The organism is Chitinophaga rhizophila (assembly GCF_019492185.1).
GTDB lineage: Bacteria > Bacteroidota > Bacteroidia > Chitinophagales > Chitinophagaceae > Chitinophaga > Chitinophaga rhizophila.
Window position 1 is genome coordinate 730714 of the sequence record NZ_JAICCF010000001.1, and the last position, 21983, is coordinate 752696.

Below are 21983 nucleotides of genomic sequence, written 5' to 3' on the forward strand. Positions count from 1 at the left end.
ACTTATATACATGTCCGGTTGGCGGAGGCGGGGGTTAACGGGCTTCTATACTTTCTCCGATCAGGCCATAATACTGTACACATTCCAGCTGACCATCCTGGCGGTAGTAACGAAATTCACCTACACGACTATCCTGGTGCCAATTACCTGATTCTGACAGAGCACCATTGTCATAATAGACTGTACGAAGTCCTTCGAGGTGCCCCTGATGGCGGTAAAAAACTTCCTTTACTTTACCATTCGTGAAATATACTTCCACCTTCTCTTTATGGGGATCATCTGAAAAACCATATACTTTCCAGCGGATACAACCATTCTCTTCACGCAATATTTGCCGTAGCAGCTGCGTATTATGCTCTTCAGCATCCGCACAGCCCCAGGCAACAGTTGTCAGTGACAGCAATAATAATCCTGAAAGTAATCTGCTGTAGTTAGTCATAGAAATATGTTCACCGGGCATCTCATTCCGGTCTTGTCCTCAAAAAGCCCTACCGAATATAGAGAAATATCTTAATATAAAGAAGAGCAGGTAACAAAAATCGCTTACACATGAGTATAAGCGATTTTCGTGCCTTTTTATTGTGTTGATTACCGAATGATTTTCACAGGGTTATAAGTTTAGTTCCAGTCTTGCAAACAGGAAACGCCCATTATAGCCAAATTGAGTAGCCCTTCTGGAATAGCGGAATTGGTTATTGGTAGTATTTGCTGGATTAGTTACCAGGTCAGGATATACGTCAAAGACATTGTTAGCGCCGGCACTGATCTTCAATGCAGTTGTTAGCTTATAACCAACGGCCACGTCAGTTACAATTTTGGCAGAGAATGTCTGGTAGAAGTTAGGATCATTGGTTGCTTCCTCTACGCTGCCAAATCGTACAGCACGGAAGAATGCGTTGAATCTGCCAACATTATAGGACAAAGTAAGATTGACTTTATCACGCGGAACGCTTCTTTCCAGGTAGATCCTGCTGGCCCTGCTGAAATAGATATTTTCTTTTCCCTGCAGTTTCTCGGACGCCTTAACAGCGCCTACCCTTTGTGTATAGCTGTAAGTGCCGGAAAGGTCTGCCCGCAGGGTACCTCCTCCCAACCGGGTACTGTAAGTCAATACCAGGTCCACGCCCTTGGTTTCTGAGTTGATTGCATTAGCAAAGAATGCTGCCCTGTTAGCATTAGCCAGCGACAGCAGCTGGTAAATCTCCTTGTCAATAGCAGAAGCTGTATCAGCATTGTTGCCTGAGAACTGGTCAGTATATACAATACGGTCATCTATATGGGTGAAGTAACCGTCCAGTGTCAGATTAAACTTACCAAAGCTGCCGGTAAAACCTGCACTGACGCTCTTGGATTTCTCAGGCTTCAGCTCAGGAATACCCAGCAATTGCGCCGGACGACTATCATTGGTAAAAGTACCTACTTCATAAGGGACTCCATCAACAAACAAGGTAGATGTTGAAGAGTAATACCGCTGGTGCAGGGAAGGCGCTCTGAAACCGGTGCTGGCCGACGCCCTGATAGCTGCTTTGTCGCTTAGCTTATACCGGGTGGTCAGTTTACCATTAAGTGTACTACCGAAATCATTATAGTTCTCAAAACGTAGTGCACCTCCCAGCAGGAACGCACTACTGAAGTTAGCTTCCACATCTACATAACCGGATATAGCGCTACGGGTTGCCTTTACAGCATTCTCCGGGCGGAAACCAGGGAACACTTGCGCACCACCAGCTCTTGCTGATCCGTCAGGCCCGAAGATGGTATTTACAGGTCCCTGCGGATCAGGGATCAATATCGGATTACCATTAATATCAGTACCAATATTTCTGGCGCGGCCATAGTCAGTATAAGAATTTTCTGCACCTGCAATCAGCTGATACTGTTCAAAGCGGTGTTCAGCGCCGAAAGCAATATCCAGTCCATCGAGCACATCCAGCCGGCGGGAGAAGTCGAGGTTAGTGGTGTTTTGAGTAAATACAGGTCCGCCGCAGGTAAAGCTGGTAGGAGACGCCTTCTGTAAAGAGGCATTCAGTGAGTTTTCCACCTTAAAACCAAACTCGTTGCGCCCGTAAGTATTGCTGAAATCCACCTTCCACTCACCCAGGTTACCACGTATTCCTCCGGCAAAAGATCGGTCATATATATCACTTTGAATCTGCGGCAGGAATCCCAGCGGATAGATTTCAATAATGTTCCTGCTATCATGCGGCAAACGGTATACACCAGCGGCATTCCCATTCCTATAACCTATACCACCAAAGAAATAGACCTCTGCATTGTTTTCCAGCGGAATATTGGCATTCATAAACAGCTGTGCGCTTCGCAGCCTGGATTGTCCTGCCCGCATACGGATATCATTGCGTGTGATATTATTAGCCACCAGGAAAGAGTCCGTTTTATCCACAGCGCCGGGATAGGTTCTGTAGATAGGACCTTCCCAGGCACCGGAGCGATTGGTGTAATTACGGTAATCATAAGAGCCGCCGAAATTGATATATCCTCCTTTTTGTCCGATAGCAATACCGTAGTTCACACCGGTTTGTACGGTTTGTCCGTCAATATTGTCTACCGACTGTGAAGTGACATTAGCGCCAGTAGTTACATTTACCGACAGGCGGTTAACAGAACTTTTCAGAATGATGTTAATCACGCCGGCGATCGCATCAGATCCGTATTGAGCTGCAGCACCATCACGGAGGATCTCAATACGGTCGATAGCAGCAGTAGGGATGCTGTTCATATCTGTACCGACAGCGCCACGGCCGAAAGTACCATTTACATTAACGAGGGCGGTATTATAACGGCGCTTACCATTTACCAGCACCAATACCTGGTCCGGCCCTAAGCCACGGAGAGAGGCCGGATCTATGTGGTCGGTACCATCTGCCACCGTCTGTGTACCTGAACTGAAGGAAGGAGCCACATAATTAAGTATCTGATTGACAGACACCTGTGGCGCATCTGAAACGATCCTTTTCACATCAATTACATCTACCGGAACGGGAGTTTCGGTCTGTGTGCGGGGCACATTCCGAGAGCCGAGTACTACCAGCTCGTTCATTGTTGTACTGGACGCCAGGGCCACATCAATACTGACAGTTTGCCCGGCAGTGACAGTCACCGTTTTACGCTGGGACACAAAGCCCACATAACTGATCAGCACCGTATGCGCACCAGGGGCTATTTCCAGGGAAAACTTACCCTGTGAATTGGTATAGCCACCTTTATTCGTTTTTTCAATATGTACGGTAGCATTAGCCAACGGGCCTTTGCCATCAGTGACGGTGCCGGTAATAAAGCCTGTCTGGGCATACGAGACGGCTGATAGACACAGGAAAAGAAAGGGAAGCACAATGCTTCGCAGGCGGGTTACCACGTGTAACATAAGGGTTCTGATTTAGATTTTAGGTTTAAAGATGTCGGTTATCCGGGTTTATGGCTTTGAGTTATTTTGCTGGTTATAGTTGCTACATAGGTTACACTAGCCCATCTCTGTGATCTAAAATACTAATTTGAAAGCGCATTTTATAATAACTTGCAAATATTCAGCTCAGGATATTATCAAGGATAAACTCATACATATGCGCAGCATTTCATTAATACTGGCAATAACCCTTACCGGTACGGCTTATGCCCAACAGGGTCCTGTAAAAACCGACGCTTATCACTACAAGATTGAAAAAGCTATCACTGCTTCTAAGGGGGCCGTTGTCTCCGCACATCCACTAGCCAGCCAGGCCGGATTACTGATGCTGCGCCAGGGCGGTAATGCAGTGGATGCAGCAATTGCAACTCAGCTGGCGCTGGCAGTAGTATACCCAGCTGCCGGTAACCTGGGTGGAGGCGGCTTCCTGGTAGCACATCTGAAGAACGGGAAGAACATTGCCATAGATTATAGGGAGAAAGCCCCGGCAGCAGCTTCGCGTGACATGTATCTTGATCAGAACGGACATGCCAATACCGCACTGAGTCAGGACGGACATCTGGCCTGCGGCATACCAGGTACTGTCGCAGGACTGTTCGCTTCGCTACCGTACGCCAAACTTACCATTCAGCAACTAATCGCCCCGGCTATTCTGCTGGCAGAAAAGGGATATGCTATTACAGAAAGAGAAGCTAGCTCCCTCAATAAACGCAGAGATGAATTTAAAAAACTGAATACTCAGGAGAACGCTTTTGTAAAAGCGCCGTTATGGAAGGCAGGCGATACACTTATACAAAAAGACCTGGCAGCTACCCTTAAGCGTATTAGAGATAATGGCCGCGCTGGTTTTTACGAAGGAGAAACAGCGCGCCTCATTACAGCAGAAATGCAACGCGGCCATGGACTGATTACTACAGCCGACCTGAAAGCTTATGAAGCAAAGGAACGAACCGCAGTCACATTCCCCTACAAGGCCTACCAGGTCGTAACTATGCCCCTGCCGTCTAGTGGAGGCATCGCATTACAACAGATGATGGGCATGGTAGAACCATATCCGCTGAATGCCTGGGGATTCCACTCTGTGGCTGCCATACAACTGATGATAGAGGTAGAACGCCGTGCATATGCCGATCGTGCGAAATACCTGGGCGACCCTGATTTTGTGAAAGTGCCTGTAAAAGAACTGACCGCAGCCAGTTATCTGAAGGGCCGCATGGCAGACTATGATCCAAAGAAAGCGGGTATTAGCAAATATGTTCCCGCCGGCAGCATATACGAAAGTACAGAAACAACCCACCTGTCTGTGATGGATGGAGAAGGTAATGCAGTATCTGTTACTACCACGCTAAATGGCAGCTACGGCTCGAAAGTAGTAGTGGGCGGTGCCGGATTTTTCCTGAATAATGAAATGGACGATTTCAGTGTTAAACCGGGTGTACCTAATATGTACGGACTTGTAGGTGCGGAAGCCAACGCTGTAGCTCCGGGCAAACGGATGCTCAGCTCCATGACGCCAACCATCGTATTAAGAAAAGGTAAGCCTTATCTTGTTACAGGTACGCCAGGAGGGGCCACCATCATTACGTCAGTGTTCCAGACGCTCATAAACGTACTGGAGTTTAACCTCTCTGCCCGGCAGGCAGTCGATGCGCCTAAATTCCATCACCAGTGGCTGCCAGACGAAGTTGTAGTAGAAGAAGACTTTGATCAGACGCCGCTCGATCATCTGCAGCGAATGGGGTATAAAATCGAAAGAGGCACTACCATCGGCAGAGTAGAACTGATAAAAATCAATGAAAAAGGTATGCTGGAAGCAGTAGGAGATAAACGCGGTGACGATAGTGCTGCCGGTTATTAATAAAAAACATCACCCATGATAGCAACAATATTTTTAGACAGTGTGCTGAAAAGATTTGCCTACTATAAAGCATTGGGCGATCAGAGTATTGCAGTATTAACTGAAGAGCAATTACACTGGCAGCCGGAAGGCGCTCCTAATAGCATCTACCTGATCATCAAACACATGAGTGGCAATATGCGCTCCCGTTGGACAGACTTCCTGCATAGCGATGGTGAAAAGCCATGGCGTGACAGGGATAGAGAGTTTGAGGATGATGTTGCATCTGCCGCAGCTGTCAAGGCATTATGGGAAGAGGGATGGCAATGTATGCTGGAGGCTATCCGTGCCTTACAGCCTGGTGATCTCGAAAAGACCGTATACATACGCCATGAGCCGCATACCGTATTAGATGCTATTAACAGGCAGCTGGCTCATATACCTTACCATGTAGGCCAAATTGTGTACATTGCTAAAATGATAAAAAAGAACGACTGGGAAAGTTTGTCTATCCCTAAAGGGAAATCGCAGGCATTTAACCAGGACATGTTCAATAAAAAACAGTAATCAGACATGAAAGTCCAATCACGGATGATCCTTTTTGCGGTCCTGCTGACCATTGTATCTACCAGCTGTAATAGTGGCCGTGTTAACAAACTGCTGCTGCACAAGAAGTGGCGTGTATATGATGTAGTAGTACCTCCAGGCAGCGCATACGATAATACACAGATCACACAGTCTATTGATCTGAAAAGAGGCTATTATCAGAATGTATATTACCAGTTCCTTGATAATAATCTATTCATCGCTACTATCGACAACAAACCTGACTCCGGTAAATATTCCTTGCTTAGCGACGGTAAGATCATCTCAGTTACTGCATCTAACGGCCAGCGCTCGTCAGAAAATCTGGTCACTATTACAAAGCTCGATGAAACTCACTTTGATATGAAAGTCAAATCCGGAGAATACTACTTCATCCTGAAAACAAAAGCGGAGTAATATAAGGATGCAGGCACAGTTCACACATACTACGCCTACCGGCACAATCACTATCTCCGGAACAGATTACCTTTTCTTTTCCGGATTTTCTTATCTGGGATTACATAGTCATCCTGCATTTAAGGAGTTGCTGAAGGAAGGGATTGACAGGTACGGAACTGTGTTTATTTCTTCCAGGATCGCCAATACCCGCCTTCAGTTGTATGAGGAACTGGAACAGAGATTGGCGGCGCTGTTGCGTCAACAGACAGCAGCATCTTTCCCATCGGGCTATCTGGCATCTCAGGCAGCAGTTCAATATGCCGCCACACAGGGCATTCTGCTCTATGCGCCTAACACACATCCTGCACTGTGGACTGGCAATCCGGCCATACCGTCAGAGACCTGGGCTGACTGGGCTGTCAAAACTACCGATAAAGTCAATGCTCATCCAGATAATACTTTTGTGATTGTAGCCGATGGTGTGAATGCATTAACGAGCACTATCAATGATTTCAGCTGGCTGACTGCTATACGCCGACAGGTAATAGTCGTTATTGACGATGCACATGGCATAGGAATTGTCTCTGATGATGGCAGCGGAATAATCAGCCGGTTACCGCAACATCCGGCAGTACGTTATCTGTTAGCCGCTTCGATGGCCAAAGCATACAGCATCCAGGGAGGTATCGTGGCCGGACATACAGCTGATATTACAGCCGTTAAAAAAACTGCGCTTTTCACAGGTGCAACACCCATGATGCCGGCAAATGCCTGGGCCTTTTTACAGAGCTTTTCACTGCATGCAGCTCAACGTAATATCTTACGACAACGAATAGCGTACTTTGAGCAGCTAACAGCAGGGAGGGACGAGCTGCATAATCCATTCCATCTCCCCATATTTGTATTGAAAGGAGGTAATGGTGTTGAGCAATATCTATTGAAACATGGTATTATGATCTCTTCATTCGGTTATCCTGATCCGGATAGTCCGCCGGTAAACAGGATCATTATTTCCGCCCAGCATACAGTCAAAGACCTGGAAGAATTAAGTGCATCACTCATAAACACGTAACTATGTTACTCAAAAAACTCGGTACGCTGCTGTTGTGCAGCTTCTCGTTGTTAACCGCCAAAGCGCAACAACCCAAAGAAAAGTCCTCCCTTTTGTGGGAAATCTCAGGTAAGGACCTCCAAACGCCCTCCTGGTTGTATGGTACGATACATATCGCCTGCAAAGAAGACATCCAGTTCTCATCTGCTACACAGGATGCTCTGAAAAAAGCAAAATCGCTCTTTCTGGAAATCAATATGGCTGACCAGCAGGAGATGCAGTCCTTACAGTCTGCCCTGATGATGCCGGAAGGCTATTCATTCAAAAACCTGTTTAATGACGGTGAGTATCAGCAACTAGCGAAGTGGTGCCAGGATTCCCTGCATATGGACATTGCAGCATTAGATCGCTTCAAACCGCTGGTGCTGTTTTCACTCATTACCCGGCAACACTTTAATTCAGCCTGCAGCGATCCTGCCTATTGTGAGGCTGAACTGATGAAACTAGCGCAGGCACAGCAGTTACCAGTTCGCGGACTTGAAAAAGCCACTGACCAGGTAGCTATTTTTGACAGCATCCCTGATAAAGAAGAAGCTAAAATGCTCCTGGAAAGTATTGAACAGCCGGAGAAATCTCAGCAACTCTACCGGCGCATGCTAACAGCGTACCGGGCACAGAATATTACAGACATGACGAAACTGATGGCTGAAACAGAAGACATTGCCCGATTTAAAGACATTCTCCTGGATCAGCGTAACCGTAACTGGATTCCCATTATTACCGGTGAGGCTTCAAAGGCGTCTACCTTCTTTGCCGTAGGCGCAGGACATCTGGGTGGGGATACCGGAGTAATTGAATTATTGCGTAAGCAAGGTTATACGGTAAAACCAATTTAACCAATAAGGAATCAGGAATGGTAAAGAATCCCTAATTCCTGATTCCTCCTGCCTATTTACTACCGACTCTGGAGTAATTCAACTATTTTTGCCGGATTAAATTTCGCAGCCTGAAAAAAGTACGCAAAATATTAGTTGTTATCTTACTGAGTTTACTGGGCCTTGTCATTCTCATAGGTGTCCTGGTAAACATTCCGGTGGTACAGAATTTCCTTGTGCATGAGGCAACAAGCCGTTTATCCCGGCAGCTGAGGACGAAAGTTGAAATAGAGCATGTGAACATCCGGCTCTTCAACAGTTTGCGGCTGGAGGGTACACTTATTGAAGATCGTCACAAAGATACCCTGCTCTATGCCGGAGCATTACAGGTTCGTATAACTGACTGGTTCTTTTTTCAGGACAAACCCGTTTTAAAATTTATCGGACTGGAAGACGCCGATGTAAACCTGATAAGACACCGGAATGATTCTGTCTGGAACTATCAGTTCATCATCGATGAGTTTAGCGCTCCACCGGATACCACTCGTCCCAGGCCGAAAGGCGGTGGAGGTATCGACCTTGATCTGCGCAAAACGGACCTCCGTAATGTTCGTATTAACCAGGTAGATGCCTGGATCGGTGAAGACATGCGTGTAGCTGCTAAACGCATTTATCTGGATGCCAAGAACATAGACCTGAATCAACATAATATTGATATACAGGAGATCTTACTTGACAAGCCGACATTTATCATTACCAGGTATCCTGCCTCTCCCCTCCGTAAGAAGAGGCCTGCCCCACCCGCGCCACAGCTCACGGATACTTCGGCTATTCCGGCCTTACGCTGGAACAGCGATAACTGGAAACTGCTGGTAAAAGAAATTGCTATTAAAGATGGTACACTAGGGGTAGATGACCTCGAAGATTCTGCAAAAGTAGAGAATGGCTACTTCGCACCTAATCATATCCGCTTCAGTAGCATTAATCTATCCTTGACCAATACCAGTATGGTAAAGGACAGCATTCTTGGCGATCTGACAATGAGCACCAAAGAACGCAGTGGTTTCAATGTTAAAAAGTTAACGGCCCGGTTTAAGATGTCGCCTGTGGAAATGGAGTTCTCTCACATGGACCTCATTACTAACAAAAGTCATCTGCGAGATTACTACACTATGCAATATGCAGACATCAGCGATATGAATGCCTACGTAGATGCCGTGTATATGCGTGCACATATCGTCAACAGTAAATTGCACTCGGACGATATTGCCTACTTTGCTCCTATACTGTCTGACTGGAAGAGAGAAATACAGCTGAGCGGAGATGCCAGCGGACCTGTAAGTAATCTGAAAGCTACCAATATTAACCTGCAGGCCGGAAATACTACCCGCCTGTCGGGAGGCCTGGAAATGAGAGGTTTACCCGATATCGGGAATACCTATATCGACTTCCGTGCAGACGAACTGTTGACTACCGGTCCAGATATCCTTGCAATAACGCCTGAACTACGTAATATAGACCCACTTAGACTTGACAGGCTCTCTAACATCCGCTTTGCAGGTAGCTTTACAGGATTTGTCAGTGACTTCGTTGCCTATGGTAAGTTTCAAACCAATCTGGGTAACCTAAATTCCGATATCAACTTCAAAACCAACCGGGACGTGCCGGTATATTCCGGTAGTCTGACGACTGACGCCTTTAATGCCGGTAGCCTGCTTGGAGTACCAGAACTCACCAGCCTCTCTCTGAATGCAAAGCTGAATGGAGAAGGTTTTAACTTCAAAACGCTCAAAGCGGCAGTAGACGCTGATGTACAGCAGATTACGCTGAATGGCTATTCCTATAGCAATATCAAGACTAAGGGAGATATGAACAGGAAGTTCTTTAACGGCTCCCTCACTGCTAATGATCCTAATCTGGATATGGACTTCGCCGGTACTATCGACTTCAACCAGGATGTCCCTGTTTTTGACTTTGATTCTGATATACGTCATAGTAACCTGCAGGCTTTGCAACTAACAAATGATTCTATCGTATTACAGGCTAAACTGGCATTAAACTTTGCCGGTAGTAACATCGATAACTTCAATGGTTCGGCCAGGGTTTACAACGTTTCCGTGTTTAAAGATCAGCGCAGGCTGGAATTTGACTCCCTTAATGTCTCCACCCACCTGGAAAACAATACAAAAGTATTGGCTATACAGGGTAGTGAAATTGGAGGATATGTGAAAGGAAACTATAGTTTTATGCAGCTCCAGGATGCCTTTAAACTATTGTTGAATAAGTATTATCCCAGCTACTTCCCTACTGCGCCTAAAGATAATATCCAACAGGATTTCTCATTTGCCTTCAACCTGGGGCAGGTAGATAAACTGATCCGTGGGTTCTCAAAAGATATTTCTGGCTTCGATAATTCTACTATTGAAGGTACGCTGAACACAATCAAAGGTAATCTCTCCCTGAATATCAACGTACCGCTGGCATCCTATATGAACTTCCATTTTGAAGACCTTCAGCTGAAAAGTTCCGGTTCTTTCAATAAGATAGACATCAGTACCAGCATCGGTAAAGTTTCTTCCGGAGACCAGGTATGGCTGCAACACCCACTCATTCTGGCCAACTCCAGTAGGGATACATCTTATATAAAAGTAGACCTCCAGGCTGGGGATTCATCTTCCCTGGACGGATTCTATGCCCGGGTAGTAACAGTGGCTGAGGGTGTAAAGATCAACTTCCTGAATAGTGCATTTACGGTTAACGAACGACAGTGGAACGTGACACCCGGTAACGAAATATACTGGAGTAAAGACTTCCTTACAATTAATAATCTGCAGGTAACCAGGAATGAACAAAGCATTACGGTGGAAACCAATGAGTTCAATCCTGATGAGTCTAAATTCATCGTTAACCTGAAGAACCTCAATCTGACAGATGTAATACCGTCCCAGCTAACCGCCATGCGTATTGAAGGTTTTGCAAACGGTAATATTCAGATTGCAGACCCTACACATAGCCTCGCAGTGGATGCTAATATTACTGCGAGCGAACTACGTATTGACAATGACTCCATAGGACTTGTAAACTTTGAGGGTGGATACAGGCAGGAAACTGATGATGTTACCTTCGCTGTCAGATCCGAAAACAAAGGCAAGAACCTTTTTGCTGAAGGGCTGATAGGCGTATCAGAGACTAATAACCGACTGCAGGCCAATGTTGAATTGAATGGTACCTCACTCAGCCTGCTGGATCGCTTTGTGAATGAATATGTGATTGATCTGAAAGGAAATGCATCCGGTAAGCTGACCATTTCAGGTACGACTAAGCTGCCTTCAGTGAGGGGCAATATGCGGATTGACAGTGTAGGTATGAAGGTATTATACTTAGGCACCCGTTACACTATTCCAAAGCTGAATGTCAATATTGATGATAACCTGATCGAATTTGGCAACTTCACCATCGTTGATAAAAACAACAGTCGCGCAAGCGCTAGTGGATATATCTCTCATGATCACTTCAACAATCTCAACTTTGATTTCGATGTGAACGCCCGGAACTTCGTATTCCTTAATACCGGCGCGGCAGATAGCGACTTATTCTATGGCGATGTGATCTCGGACGGTAAAGTGTACTTCTCCGGCCCGCTGAATGATCTGCAGTTACGCATACAGGCACGACCAGGTAAAGGCACCCACTTCTACCTTCCCCTGTCCGACAGTAAAGACATAGGTCGTTCAGATTATATCACATTCAAAAGTTACGGAACAGAGCTGAAAGAAGAGAAGAAAAAGAAGAAGGATAACGTTAAGCTGAACGTCAAACTAGATATTACTGCTACCCCTGATGCCCAGATTGACGTGATCATGGATGCAGCTTCCGGCGATATGATCTCTGCCAATGGTACAGGTAATCTGCAGATTATGGTAAACACAGAAGGCGACTTCAACATGTTTGGCAACTATGAAATTAACAGCGGATCTTACAACTTTACCCTCCAAAGACTTACAAGCTGGAAATTTGATATTGACAAGGCAAGTACTATCACCTGGAATGGCGACCCCAGCGAAGCAAAGGTTGACGTCCATGCCAAATACTCCCTTTCAAAAGTAAGCCTGTACAACCTGGTGGGTACCGCATCTACTGCAAGTGACAAACTGGCCACCCGTACAGAAAGGGTAGATATCCTGATTAATCTGCGGAATGATCTGATGAAACCCGACATCACCTACGAGATTAATCTACCGGATGTAGGGTCACTGGCATATGAAAGCGGCGTGGCAGCAAAACTGCGTGAGATCAACCAGGACCAGAACAAGGCCCTGCAGCAAATGGCAGGTTTACTGCTGTTCAATCAATTCCTTCCCGAAGACCCCAACTCTGCCGGCGGCGCTAACGTTGCTACAACTGGTAAAAATAGTGTAGGTCAGGCGTTAAGTGCGCAGGCTTCTGCCATCCTGAATAATATTACAGGCGTCCTGCTGAAAAACAGCGGAATTGGTATTAATGTGAATTATAGAGCTTATAATATAGGTAACCAGGATAACGCGTCCCTGGACCGTAATCAGGTTAGCGCGGGGGTGACCAGTAACCTTTATAATAATAGAATAAGATTATATGTTGGAGGAGATTACGATTGGGGTAAAGCCAATACGTCTGCCAATGCAAACCGTTTCGCCGGTGACTTCCGGGCAGAATACCTGCTGACACCTGAAGGCCGTATCCGAATCAATGCTTTCAGTAAGTCAGACTATGACGTATATAATCTGGTAAACAGAAACAAGGCCGGTTTGGGTATTTCCTATGTACGTGAGTATAATAAGTTCTCTGAATTATTCAATGAGCGTAATCGGCGCCGGATGCTGGATTCTATGCGGAGGGCCGAAGCGGCAAGGTTGGAAGAAAAAGAACGGGAAGACTCTGCCCGAAGAAGAGAAGAAAAAGCTAACTAATATAAAAGAAGAGGGCGTATCGGTTGTGATACGCCCTCTTCTTTTATATGGTTAAGTCTTCAGGCATCAGTTCCTGATGCTCATTTCTGTTGGAAATGGCTTAGCCTTTTAATATTTCATGACCTAGTTTATCTCGTTTTGTTTTGAGATAGAACTCGTTATGCGGATTCGGATGTACTTCGATCGCTACATTCTCCACTATTTCAAGACCATATCCGTTAAGACCTGCTCTTTTTCGTGGGTTGTTAGTAATGAGGCGCATCTTAGAGATGTTCATATGACGAAGGATCTGGGCACCTACTCCATAATCGCGCTCATCCATTTTAAAGCCGAGCTCCAGGTTGGCCTGTACGGTATCACGACCTTCTTCCTGTAACTTATATGCTTTCAACTTATTCAACAGACCGATGCCGCGGCCTTCCTGGTTCATATATAGAATAAGACCTTTACCCTCACGCTCAACCATTTCCATTGCTTTATGGAGCTGTTCTCCACAATCACAGCGGAGTGAATGAAGGATATCACCTGTTACGCAGGAAGAGTGTATACGTACCAGAACAGGTTCTCCTTTCTCCCAGGTACCTTTTTTGAGGGCCATGTGCGTTTCGCCTGAGTTAAGCTGTTTGAAAGCTACCAGTTCAAAGTCGCCATATGCTGTAGGCATATGGACCGTTACCTGCTCCTCAATGAGGGTCTCTTTCTCCAGGCGGTATTCAATCAGGTCTTTTATAGAGATCAGTTTCAGGTCAAACTTAGTAGCTATTTCGCGGAGTTCCGGCAGACGGGCCATGGAGCCATCTTCATTCATAATTTCAACCAGTACGCCGGCAGGCTCAAAACCAGCCAATCTGGCCAGGTCGATGGTGGCCTCAGTGTGTCCGGTACGGCGCAGTACACCACCGCTTTTTGCTTTCAGAGGGAAGATATGTCCAGGTTTACCCAATTCTTCTGGGCGGGTATTGGGATCAATCAGGGCCTGCACAGTTTTAGCGCGGTCATGGGCAGAGATACCGGTGGTACAACCGTGACCCAGCAGGTCAACAGATACAGTAAAGGGGGTTTGATGTAATGCAGTATTGTCACGCACCATCATTTCGAGTTTGAGTTCCTCGCAACGTTCCTCAACAAGAGGCGCGCATATTAAACCACGGCCGTAGCGGCTCATAAAGTTAATGATCTCCGGCGTAACGTTCCTTGCTGCTGTAACAAAATCTCCTTCATTCTCCCTGTCTTCATCATCCACCACTATCACGAGCTTACCATTCCTGATATCTTCTATGGCTGATTCTATTGTATCTAACATAGAGCTATATTATAGATTAATGTGCAAAGTTATGGTAAAATAAGAGATGTTCACCTGGTTTCTGGTTACCTCCAGGTAAGCCTAGATATATATAATATAACACATATCACACTATAACTGCTAAAACGTCAGTTTTCCAAGCGTACCCGGCCCTAATTCAAGTATTTGAAACTTCCTTATTCGATTTTTTAGAAATTCCAGGGCAAATCTTTGAACAAACTCCAGCAAAAGCCTGTTTAAACAAACAACTATCCAAAATTGTAACAGGTAATTCTAATAAGGTCAATCGCTTAACAATTTGTTAATGTAGAGTTAAATTCGATAAAAATTTATTTACCACCTTTGCGTCATAAATCAAACTGCTCTTATATGGGATTTAGAAGACTACTATTTACATTCATTGTCCTGTTCAGCGCAATTACTTCGTTCGCACAGGTAACTACCAGTAGCATGCTGGGTAAGATTACCGGTCCTTCGAAGGAGGCGTTACCCGGGGCTACCGTTGTTGTGATCCATCAGCCCACAGGTACCAAGTACGGAACTACTACCGATGCAGAAGGCTACTATCGTATCCCGAACATGAACGTTGGTGGTCCTTACAAAGTAACTGCTACCTTCATTGGTTACACTGAATTTAACCAGGATGAGATCTTCCTCGCTCTGGGTCAGCCATTCAGATTAAACATCAGCCTTGGCGAAAAAGCCAGGGACATTAAAGAAGTACAGGTTGTAGGACAGAGAAGCACCGTGTTCAACTCGAACCGTAAAGGTGCTCAGACTACCCTGAACCGCACACAGGTTGAAGCATTACCTACTGTAGGTAGAAACCTGACCGACTTTGTACGTTTAACCCCCCAGGCTAAACTGACCAAAGACGGTGGCGGTAACCAGACTATCTCAATCGCAGGTACCAGCAATAAGTACAATGCTACTTTCGTTGACGGTGCTGTACAGAACGATGTATTTGGTCTGGCAGAAAATGGTACAAACGGTGGTCAGATCGGTATCTCTCCATTCTCTATCGATATCATTGACCAGTTCAATATCAACGTATCTCCTTTCGACGTAAAACAAGGCGGCTTCTCTGGTGGTGCGATTAACGCTGTAACCAAGAGCGGTACCAATGATATAGAAGGTTCTGCGTACTACTTCGTACGTAATGAAGCACTGGCTGGTAAAACACCAATCAAAGACGAATCTAAAAGAACCAAACTGGCAGATTTCTCTTCCAAAACTTACGGTGTACGTTTAGGTGGTCCGATTATTAAAAACAAACTGTTCTACTTTGTTAACGCAGAGTTCCAGAAAGATAACCGTCCGCAGCCATTTGCATATGAAACATATGCTGGCCGTCAAAACCCCGCTTCAAGACAACAACTGGACGACCTGGCTGCTAAACTGCGTGCAGATGGATATGATCCGGGAACTTACGAAACTGTAAACAATACCCTGGAAGGCCAGAAATTCTTTGCAAGATTAGACTGGAATATCAACGATCACCACAAGTTTACTATCCGTCATCAGTATACTCATGGTGAAAGCGTTAGCCCTGGAAGATCTAGCGCTAATACTATCACTTTCTCTAATAAAGGTGTATTATTCCCATCTACTACCAATGCTACCACCGCTGAGCTGAAAAGCCAGTTCGGTAACAGAGCTTCCAACTCCCTGCTGGTAGGTGCGAACTTTGTAAGAGATGATCGCAGTGTAATGGGTAGTCCATATACTTCCGTATTCATCTCAAGAGAATCAATCAGCTTTGGCACAGAAGAGTTTTCTGCTGCTAACCTGCTGAAACAGGATGTAATCACCCTGACTGACAACCTGGAACTGTACAGAGGTAAGCACACTATCTCCCTGGGTACCAGCAATGAGTTCTATAACATGACCAACGTATTCATTGGTCAGAACTATGGTTCTTATACTTTCGCAAACCTGGATGATTTCATGAACGACAGGTCTCCGGTTCAGTATAACCGTTCATTCTCTAACGTAGATAAGACTACTGGTGACAATACCGACGCTGCTGCTAAATTTAAAGCATTACAGCTTGGCTTTTACGCACAGGATGACTACCAAGTAAATGACCGTTTACGCCTGTCTCTGGGTGTTCGTGCAGATATCCCAATGCTGTTAACTACCCCTGCTGTAAATTCAGCTTTCAATACAGATGTACTGCCACAGGTACTTGCTGCAGGCAAATGGGATATTGACGGTGCACAGGTGGGTACAAAACCTAAAGCACAGATCCTGATCTCTCCGCGTCTAGCATTTAACTGGGACGTGAAAGGTGATCAGACTACGCAGATCCGTGGTGGTGCAGGTATCTTTACCAGCCGTATCCCTTACGTATGGTTGGGCGGCATCTACAACAATAACGGTATCACATTGGGCGGTATCAGACAATCTTACAACCCTGCTAATGCAACGTCTCCGACCAATCAGCCTATACCTTTTATCACAGATCCTTTTGCTCAGCCTAGCATCACGGCTGCTCCATCTGGTAAGGTTGACCTGTTTGCAAGAGATTTCAAATTCCCTCAGGTATTCAGAACCAGCTTAGCTATCGATCAGAAACTGCCTTGGGGTATGGTAGGTAGCCTGGAAGCCATCTACACTAAAAATATCAACAACGTATTGTACTATAACCTGTCTTACATCCCTTCAGGAAATACAGTAACAGGGAATGGTCCGGACAACCGTCCTATCTGGAAAAACGTTGGCAGAGATATTCTGGGTAACTACACAGATATCATGTATGCAGAGAATACCAGCAAAGGTTACTCTTATAACCTGACCGCTCAGTTACAGAAAACCTTCCAGGGTGGATTCAGCGCAATGGCTGCTTATACCTATGGTCGTTCCAAAGCACTGAATGACGGTCAGTCGTCTCAGAACTCTTCTCAGTGGAGAGTACCGAACGTAAGAGGACGTAACGATATTGATCTGGGTTACTCCATTTTCGATATGGGTTCAAGAATTATTGCTTCTGTAACCTATAAGAAAGAATACCTGAAACACTTCGGTACTACTGTGAGCCTGTACTACACCGGCCAGTCAGGTGAAAGATTCGGTTATGGCTACAGAGATGTGCCTAACACCAATATCGTTGGCGACTACAATGGTTCAAGTGGTGATAAGAGCCTGAACCTGATTTATGTTCCAAGGACAGCTGCAGATATTAATCTGGTAGCCTATACCACAAAAGTGAACAATGTTGATGTGGTTGTAACTCCTGAAGAACAATGGGCTGCTTTGGATGCATTTATCAATAGCGATAAATACTTAAGCAAACAAAGAGGTCAATATGCTGAGAGAAATGGTGTAAGAACGCCTTTTACTCATATTTTTGACCTGCACATTGCACAGGACTTCTACATTACTCAGAGAAACGGTAAGCGTCACACCTTACAGGTTAGCTTCGATGTATTCAACCTGGGTAACATGATCAATAACGACTGGGGCCGCATGTATACTACCCGTTCAGGTATGTTCTACAACAACGCCGCAATCATTGATTTCGTAGGTTTTGCAGCTGATGGTACTACACCTACATACAACTTCAAAACACCTGCTAAATTTGATGGAAAAACTGTAGCTCAGATCGATGATTTCGGTTTACAGTCTGCCCGTTGGCAGGGTCAGCTCGGTCTTCGTTACATCTTCAGATAATCTACGACGATTGAACATATGAAAAAGGCGTCTCTTGTAAGAGACGCCTTTTTTTGTTAATACTTCACGCTTAATTACTTAGCACCCCCACCCCTTCCCCGCCCAAAAAATAGTATCCATCTTTACCCCCGAAGTGATACACGCATCTGAAATAACGTATATATTTGTGCTTGATTTGAACTGAAGAGGTAGCCGATCACCCTATACTTAACCTGTACCTATTAAATCATGAGAAAGCTTCTGCTCAGCACAGCGATCTTTGCGACACTGTTCACGGCCTGTAACAAGGAAGAAACCCTTCCGGGTGACAAAGTTTTTGCCAGTATGAACGCTGAAACCGGATTTTATCAGAAATCCCTTTCCTATTCATACGACAAATACAAAAGGGTCATGACTGTACAAAGAATGGACGTTACCAATAACGTAGAGAAGTTCTATTCAGAAGTGATCAGATTTGACACTACCGGCAAAGCATCTTTCACATACGTTTCCACCGAACAGGAACATGTAGGTATGAAAGCCAAAGAGCTGGAATACGATAGCTACGGAAGGGTTAGCAAATTAAAGTTATTTTCTTCTTACAGCGGCCTGATAGAAGGTTATGACAGCGTTGCCTATGACAACCTCGATAGGGTAACAGCTCTCTATCATTATAAGATTGATGGCGTAATGGCTCCTTACCTTCTGGCAAAGAAGGACATCTACATCCGTGATAGCAGAGGTAATGTAACCGTCTCTTACAGCATTCCGGTTATCAGAAACGTTCAGAGCCAGGACACCACTACTGTTGCTTATACCTACGATGATAAATCCAATTACCAGGGGATGACTATTGCTAACTTCATTGTTAATCAGTCAGAAAGCGCCAGCTGGTCCTCGGCTAACAATGTAGTGACTAAAACGATAACCAACCCTGCGGGCGATTCTATACTGACTGTGACAAATGTCTATACTTACGGTACGGATAATTATCCGACAGCCCTGCACCAGACAGAGAAGTGGACGATCAATGGTAATGGTCGCCCAGCGGTTACTACCAGCTATCAATTGAAATATACCTTTCTGATGGATTAATACCTGAGGATAATAACATATTCCAGCTTTAACCTGTACCAATATATTAATACAATGAAGCGTCTCACACCCCGTGAGGCGCTTTCTGTATTTTACGCCCTGCCGCGACCATAGAAATAAGATGTCCGTCTGTTACAGGAAGGTGCGTTAGCATTTTTTCTTTATATTTATAACAATGCAGCAATATCATTACAAATGGCATTCCCCACACCCGGGCCATGAGTTTGAAATGCTGGTGTATGGAGAAGAGGGATATCATAGACGTTGCCGATAAAGATATTACCCTTGCCCAGAACGAAACAATGTCCGGCATCCTTCATAATAAAGATATTATGCACTGGCTGGACGTAAGGCCCAATAAGACACACGACTGGCCTAACTGGCTGGAGATGCTGCCTTACTACCTTTCCCCGATCAAATAGTGCCTGAGCTGTTGGCGCGAATATTGATTTCCTTCGGCAACTGTTGTAAACGACGGATAACCAAACAGTAAAACTCTTTTACAGATGAAAAAAATAGGACTCCTTTTCGGCCAGGAAAATGGCTTTCCACAGGCTTTTATTGATCGTGTAAATGACAAACAGATAGACGGAATCACAGCAGAGGCAATATCCATCGACAAAGTAATACAGGGCACCCCATCAGGATATGCCGTGATTCTTGACCGTATCTCACAGGACGTTCCCTTTTATCGTACGTGGCTTAAACAGGCCGCGCTGGACGGTTCTGCCGTCATCAACAACCCCTTCTGGTGGAGTGCCGATGATAAGTTTGTAAATAATGAACTGGCTCACCGCACAGGTGTTAAAGTTCCAAAGACTGCCCTCATCCCATCCAGAGACCTTCCACTCAACACAACAGACCAGTCCTTCAGAAACCTGGAGTATCCTTTTGACTGGGAATCTATCTTCGAGCATATCGGTTTCCCGGCCTACATGAAGCCATATAATGGCGGAGGCTGGAAACATGTGTATAAAATACATGACCGTGAGGAGTTCTTTGCCCAACATGCGCGCACCGGACAACTGGTTATGATGCTGCAGGAGGAAATAAAGTACGAATCTTATTACCGTTGCTATTGCATCGGTGGCAGATACGTACGCGTAATACCTTACGATCCTTACCAACCGGAAAATCAACGTTACCTCACCGAAGATAGCGGAGACAGCACCCTCATCAACACAGTAGCAGATCAGGTGGCAACCCTGAACCAATACCTGGGCTATGACTTTAATTCTGTAGAAATTGCCATCCGCGGTGGTGTACCATACGTGATCGACTTCTGGAACCCAGCGCCCGAAACCAATGAAAAGGTAATCGGTACTGAGAATTTCGAGTGGGTAGTAGAAACGGCCGCCACCTATGCTATACAGCGTGCACAGGAACAAACAGCGGGTAGAGACAACCTTACCTGGGGTAACTTCCTGAAACAGGCTACTTCCGGACAGCAAACAGCCATTGTTCCCGGCGCTAAGAGGACGGCTGCCAAAAAACCTGCAGCTGTATCACCCGCCAAGCCGCCGAAAGATACCATGGAACTCAAAGAACCAGGTCAGGAAAAAGAAACTCCGGCAAAAAAGACAGCAGTGAAAAAGACTAAAAAGAAAGAATAACTTTGAGGAAATTAGGAGTGAGGAATCAGGCACTACTGGTCAACTCCAAGGCCCGATTCCTCATCCCTGATACCTAATTGCTTTATTGTCTTCTCATGCTTAACAACTTCACCCTCGGAATTGAAGAGGAATACATGGTAATGGACCCTCAGACCAGAGAACTCCGCTCCCATGAACAAAAGATCGTAGAACAAGCCCATAGGGTGCTCAGAGATAAAGTAAAAGCCGAATTTCACCAGGCTGTGGTGGAAGTAGGTACGCAGATTTGCGCTAACATCGACGAAGCTTGTGAGGACGTATCCATGCTACGGAGGACCATTGCCGGAATAGCCGGTGAACTCGGATATTCCATCGGCGCTTCAGGTACCCACCCTTTCTCTAAATGGCAACTGCAACACATCACCGACAATCCCCGCTACTTTGAGATCGTCAATGAAATGCAGGATGCCGCACGCTCTAACCTCATCTTCGGACTACATGTACATGTCGGTATGGAAAACAGGGAAATGGCCCTGCACATCGCCAACTCTGTAAGATATTTCCTGCCGCACGTATTTGCACTTAGTACCAACTCTCCATTCTGGGAAGGCCGCAATACCGGCTTCAAATCCTACCGCACAAAAGTCTTTGATAAATTCCCCCGTACCGGCATCCCCGATTACTTTGCCAGTATAGAAGAATACGACAGATACATACAGCTACTTGTAAAGACCAACTGTATCGACAACCCTAAAAAGGTCTGGTGGGATCTGCGGGTACACCCCTACTTTAATACGGTAGAGTTTCGCATCTGCGATGTGCCACTTACCGTCATGGAAACCTGCACACTCGCTGCGCTGTTCCAGGCAGTATGCGCCAAGATCTATAAACTGCGCATGCAGAACCTGAACTTCATTATCTATAACAGGGCGCTGGTCAATGAAAACAAATGGCGCGCCTCCCGCTATGGTATCGATGGTAATCTGATAGATTTTGGAAAAGAACAGGAAGTTAATGCCAGGGCACTGATCCATGAATTACTTGACTTTGTAGATGATGTGGTCGATGAACTGGGCAGCCGCCACTATATCAAACGTACGCTGGATATTCTGAATAATGGTACCGGCGCTGATCAGCAGTTGAAAGTATATGAAGATACCCAGGATCTGGTGTCTGTAACAGACTTTGTCATTAACAGGTTTCTCAAAGACTGCTAAACCTGTACCTT

At 45.5% G+C, this 21983-nt stretch carries 14 protein-coding genes; 11 read left to right on the plus strand and 3 right to left on the minus strand.

Going from position 1 to position 21983, the window contains the following annotated elements; translation table 11 throughout:
- Positions 1-34: 34 nt before the first annotated feature.
- Both K1Y79_RS02720 and K1Y79_RS02725 read right to left on the minus strand, forming a co-directional pair.
- Complete coding sequence (locus K1Y79_RS02720) at positions 35-439, minus strand: toxin-antitoxin system YwqK family antitoxin (RefSeq protein ID WP_220248464.1); 405 nt, start codon at positions 437-439, stop codon at positions 35-37.
- A 171-nt stretch (positions 440-610) separates the two neighbouring features.
- Entirely contained in the window at positions 611-3382 is a 2772-nt protein-coding gene (locus K1Y79_RS02725) for a TonB-dependent receptor (RefSeq protein ID WP_220248465.1), read from the minus strand.
- A 196-nt stretch (positions 3383-3578) separates the two neighbouring features.
- Here K1Y79_RS02725 and ggt point away from each other — a divergent pair, with 196 nt between their 5' ends.
- The 6 genes from ggt to K1Y79_RS29395 all read left to right on the plus strand — a co-directional run bounded on the left by ggt (position 3579) and on the right by K1Y79_RS29395 (position 13114).
- Entirely contained in the window at positions 3579-5279 is a 1701-nt protein-coding gene (gene ggt, locus K1Y79_RS02730; RefSeq protein WP_220248466.1) for a gamma-glutamyltransferase, read from the plus strand.
- A 15-nt stretch (positions 5280-5294) separates the two neighbouring features.
- Entirely contained in the window at positions 5295-5825 is a 531-nt protein-coding gene (locus tag K1Y79_RS02735; RefSeq protein WP_220248467.1) for a DUF1572 family protein, read from the plus strand.
- Between the two features lie 6 nt (positions 5826-5831).
- Complete coding sequence (locus tag K1Y79_RS02740; RefSeq protein ID WP_220248468.1) at positions 5832-6260, plus strand: hypothetical protein; 429 nt, start codon at positions 5832-5834, stop codon at positions 6258-6260.
- 7 nt (positions 6261-6267) lie between these two features.
- Positions 6268-7314 carry a hypothetical protein gene (locus K1Y79_RS02745; protein WP_220248469.1) on the plus strand — a complete coding sequence of 349 codons (1047 nt, stop codon included), beginning with the start codon at positions 6268-6270 and terminating at the stop codon, positions 7312-7314.
- Between the two features lie 2 nt (positions 7315-7316).
- Complete coding sequence (locus tag K1Y79_RS02750; RefSeq protein WP_220248470.1) at positions 7317-8189, plus strand: TraB/GumN family protein; 873 nt, start codon at positions 7317-7319, stop codon at positions 8187-8189.
- 197 nt (positions 8190-8386) lie between these two features.
- A complete protein-coding gene (locus K1Y79_RS29395; RefSeq protein ID WP_220248471.1) occupies positions 8387-13114 on the plus strand; it encodes a translocation/assembly module TamB domain-containing protein in 4728 nt (1575 codons plus the stop codon).
- Positions 13115-13214: 100 nt separating this feature from the next.
- Here the strand turns inward: K1Y79_RS29395 and K1Y79_RS02760 are convergent, their stop codons facing one another.
- Positions 13215-14417: a bifunctional 3,4-dihydroxy-2-butanone-4-phosphate synthase/GTP cyclohydrolase II gene (locus K1Y79_RS02760; RefSeq protein ID WP_220248472.1), complete on the minus strand. Its 1203-nt coding sequence runs from the start codon at positions 14415-14417 to the stop codon at positions 13215-13217.
- A 369-nt stretch (positions 14418-14786) separates the two neighbouring features.
- Between K1Y79_RS02760 and K1Y79_RS02765 the strand changes: the two genes are divergently transcribed.
- From K1Y79_RS02765 to K1Y79_RS02785, 5 genes are all read left to right on the plus strand, one after another.
- Positions 14787-18089 carry a TonB-dependent receptor gene (locus K1Y79_RS02765; RefSeq protein ID WP_220248473.1) on the plus strand — a complete coding sequence of 1101 codons (3303 nt, stop codon included), beginning with the start codon at positions 14787-14789 and terminating at the stop codon, positions 18087-18089.
- A gap of 228 nt (positions 18090-18317) precedes the next feature.
- Complete coding sequence (locus K1Y79_RS02770) at positions 18318-19163, plus strand: hypothetical protein (RefSeq protein ID WP_220248474.1); 846 nt, start codon at positions 18318-18320, stop codon at positions 19161-19163.
- A gap of 239 nt (positions 19164-19402) precedes the next feature.
- A complete protein-coding gene (locus K1Y79_RS02775) occupies positions 19403-19585 on the plus strand; it encodes a hypothetical protein (RefSeq protein ID WP_220248475.1) in 183 nt (60 codons plus the stop codon).
- Between the two features lie 84 nt (positions 19586-19669).
- Entirely contained in the window at positions 19670-20776 is a 1107-nt protein-coding gene (locus tag K1Y79_RS02780) for an ATP-grasp domain-containing protein (protein WP_220248476.1), read from the plus strand.
- Positions 20777-20871: 95 nt separating this feature from the next.
- Entirely contained in the window at positions 20872-21972 is a 1101-nt protein-coding gene (locus K1Y79_RS02785) for a carboxylate-amine ligase (RefSeq protein ID WP_220248477.1), read from the plus strand.
- Positions 21973-21983: the final 11 nt, after the last annotated feature.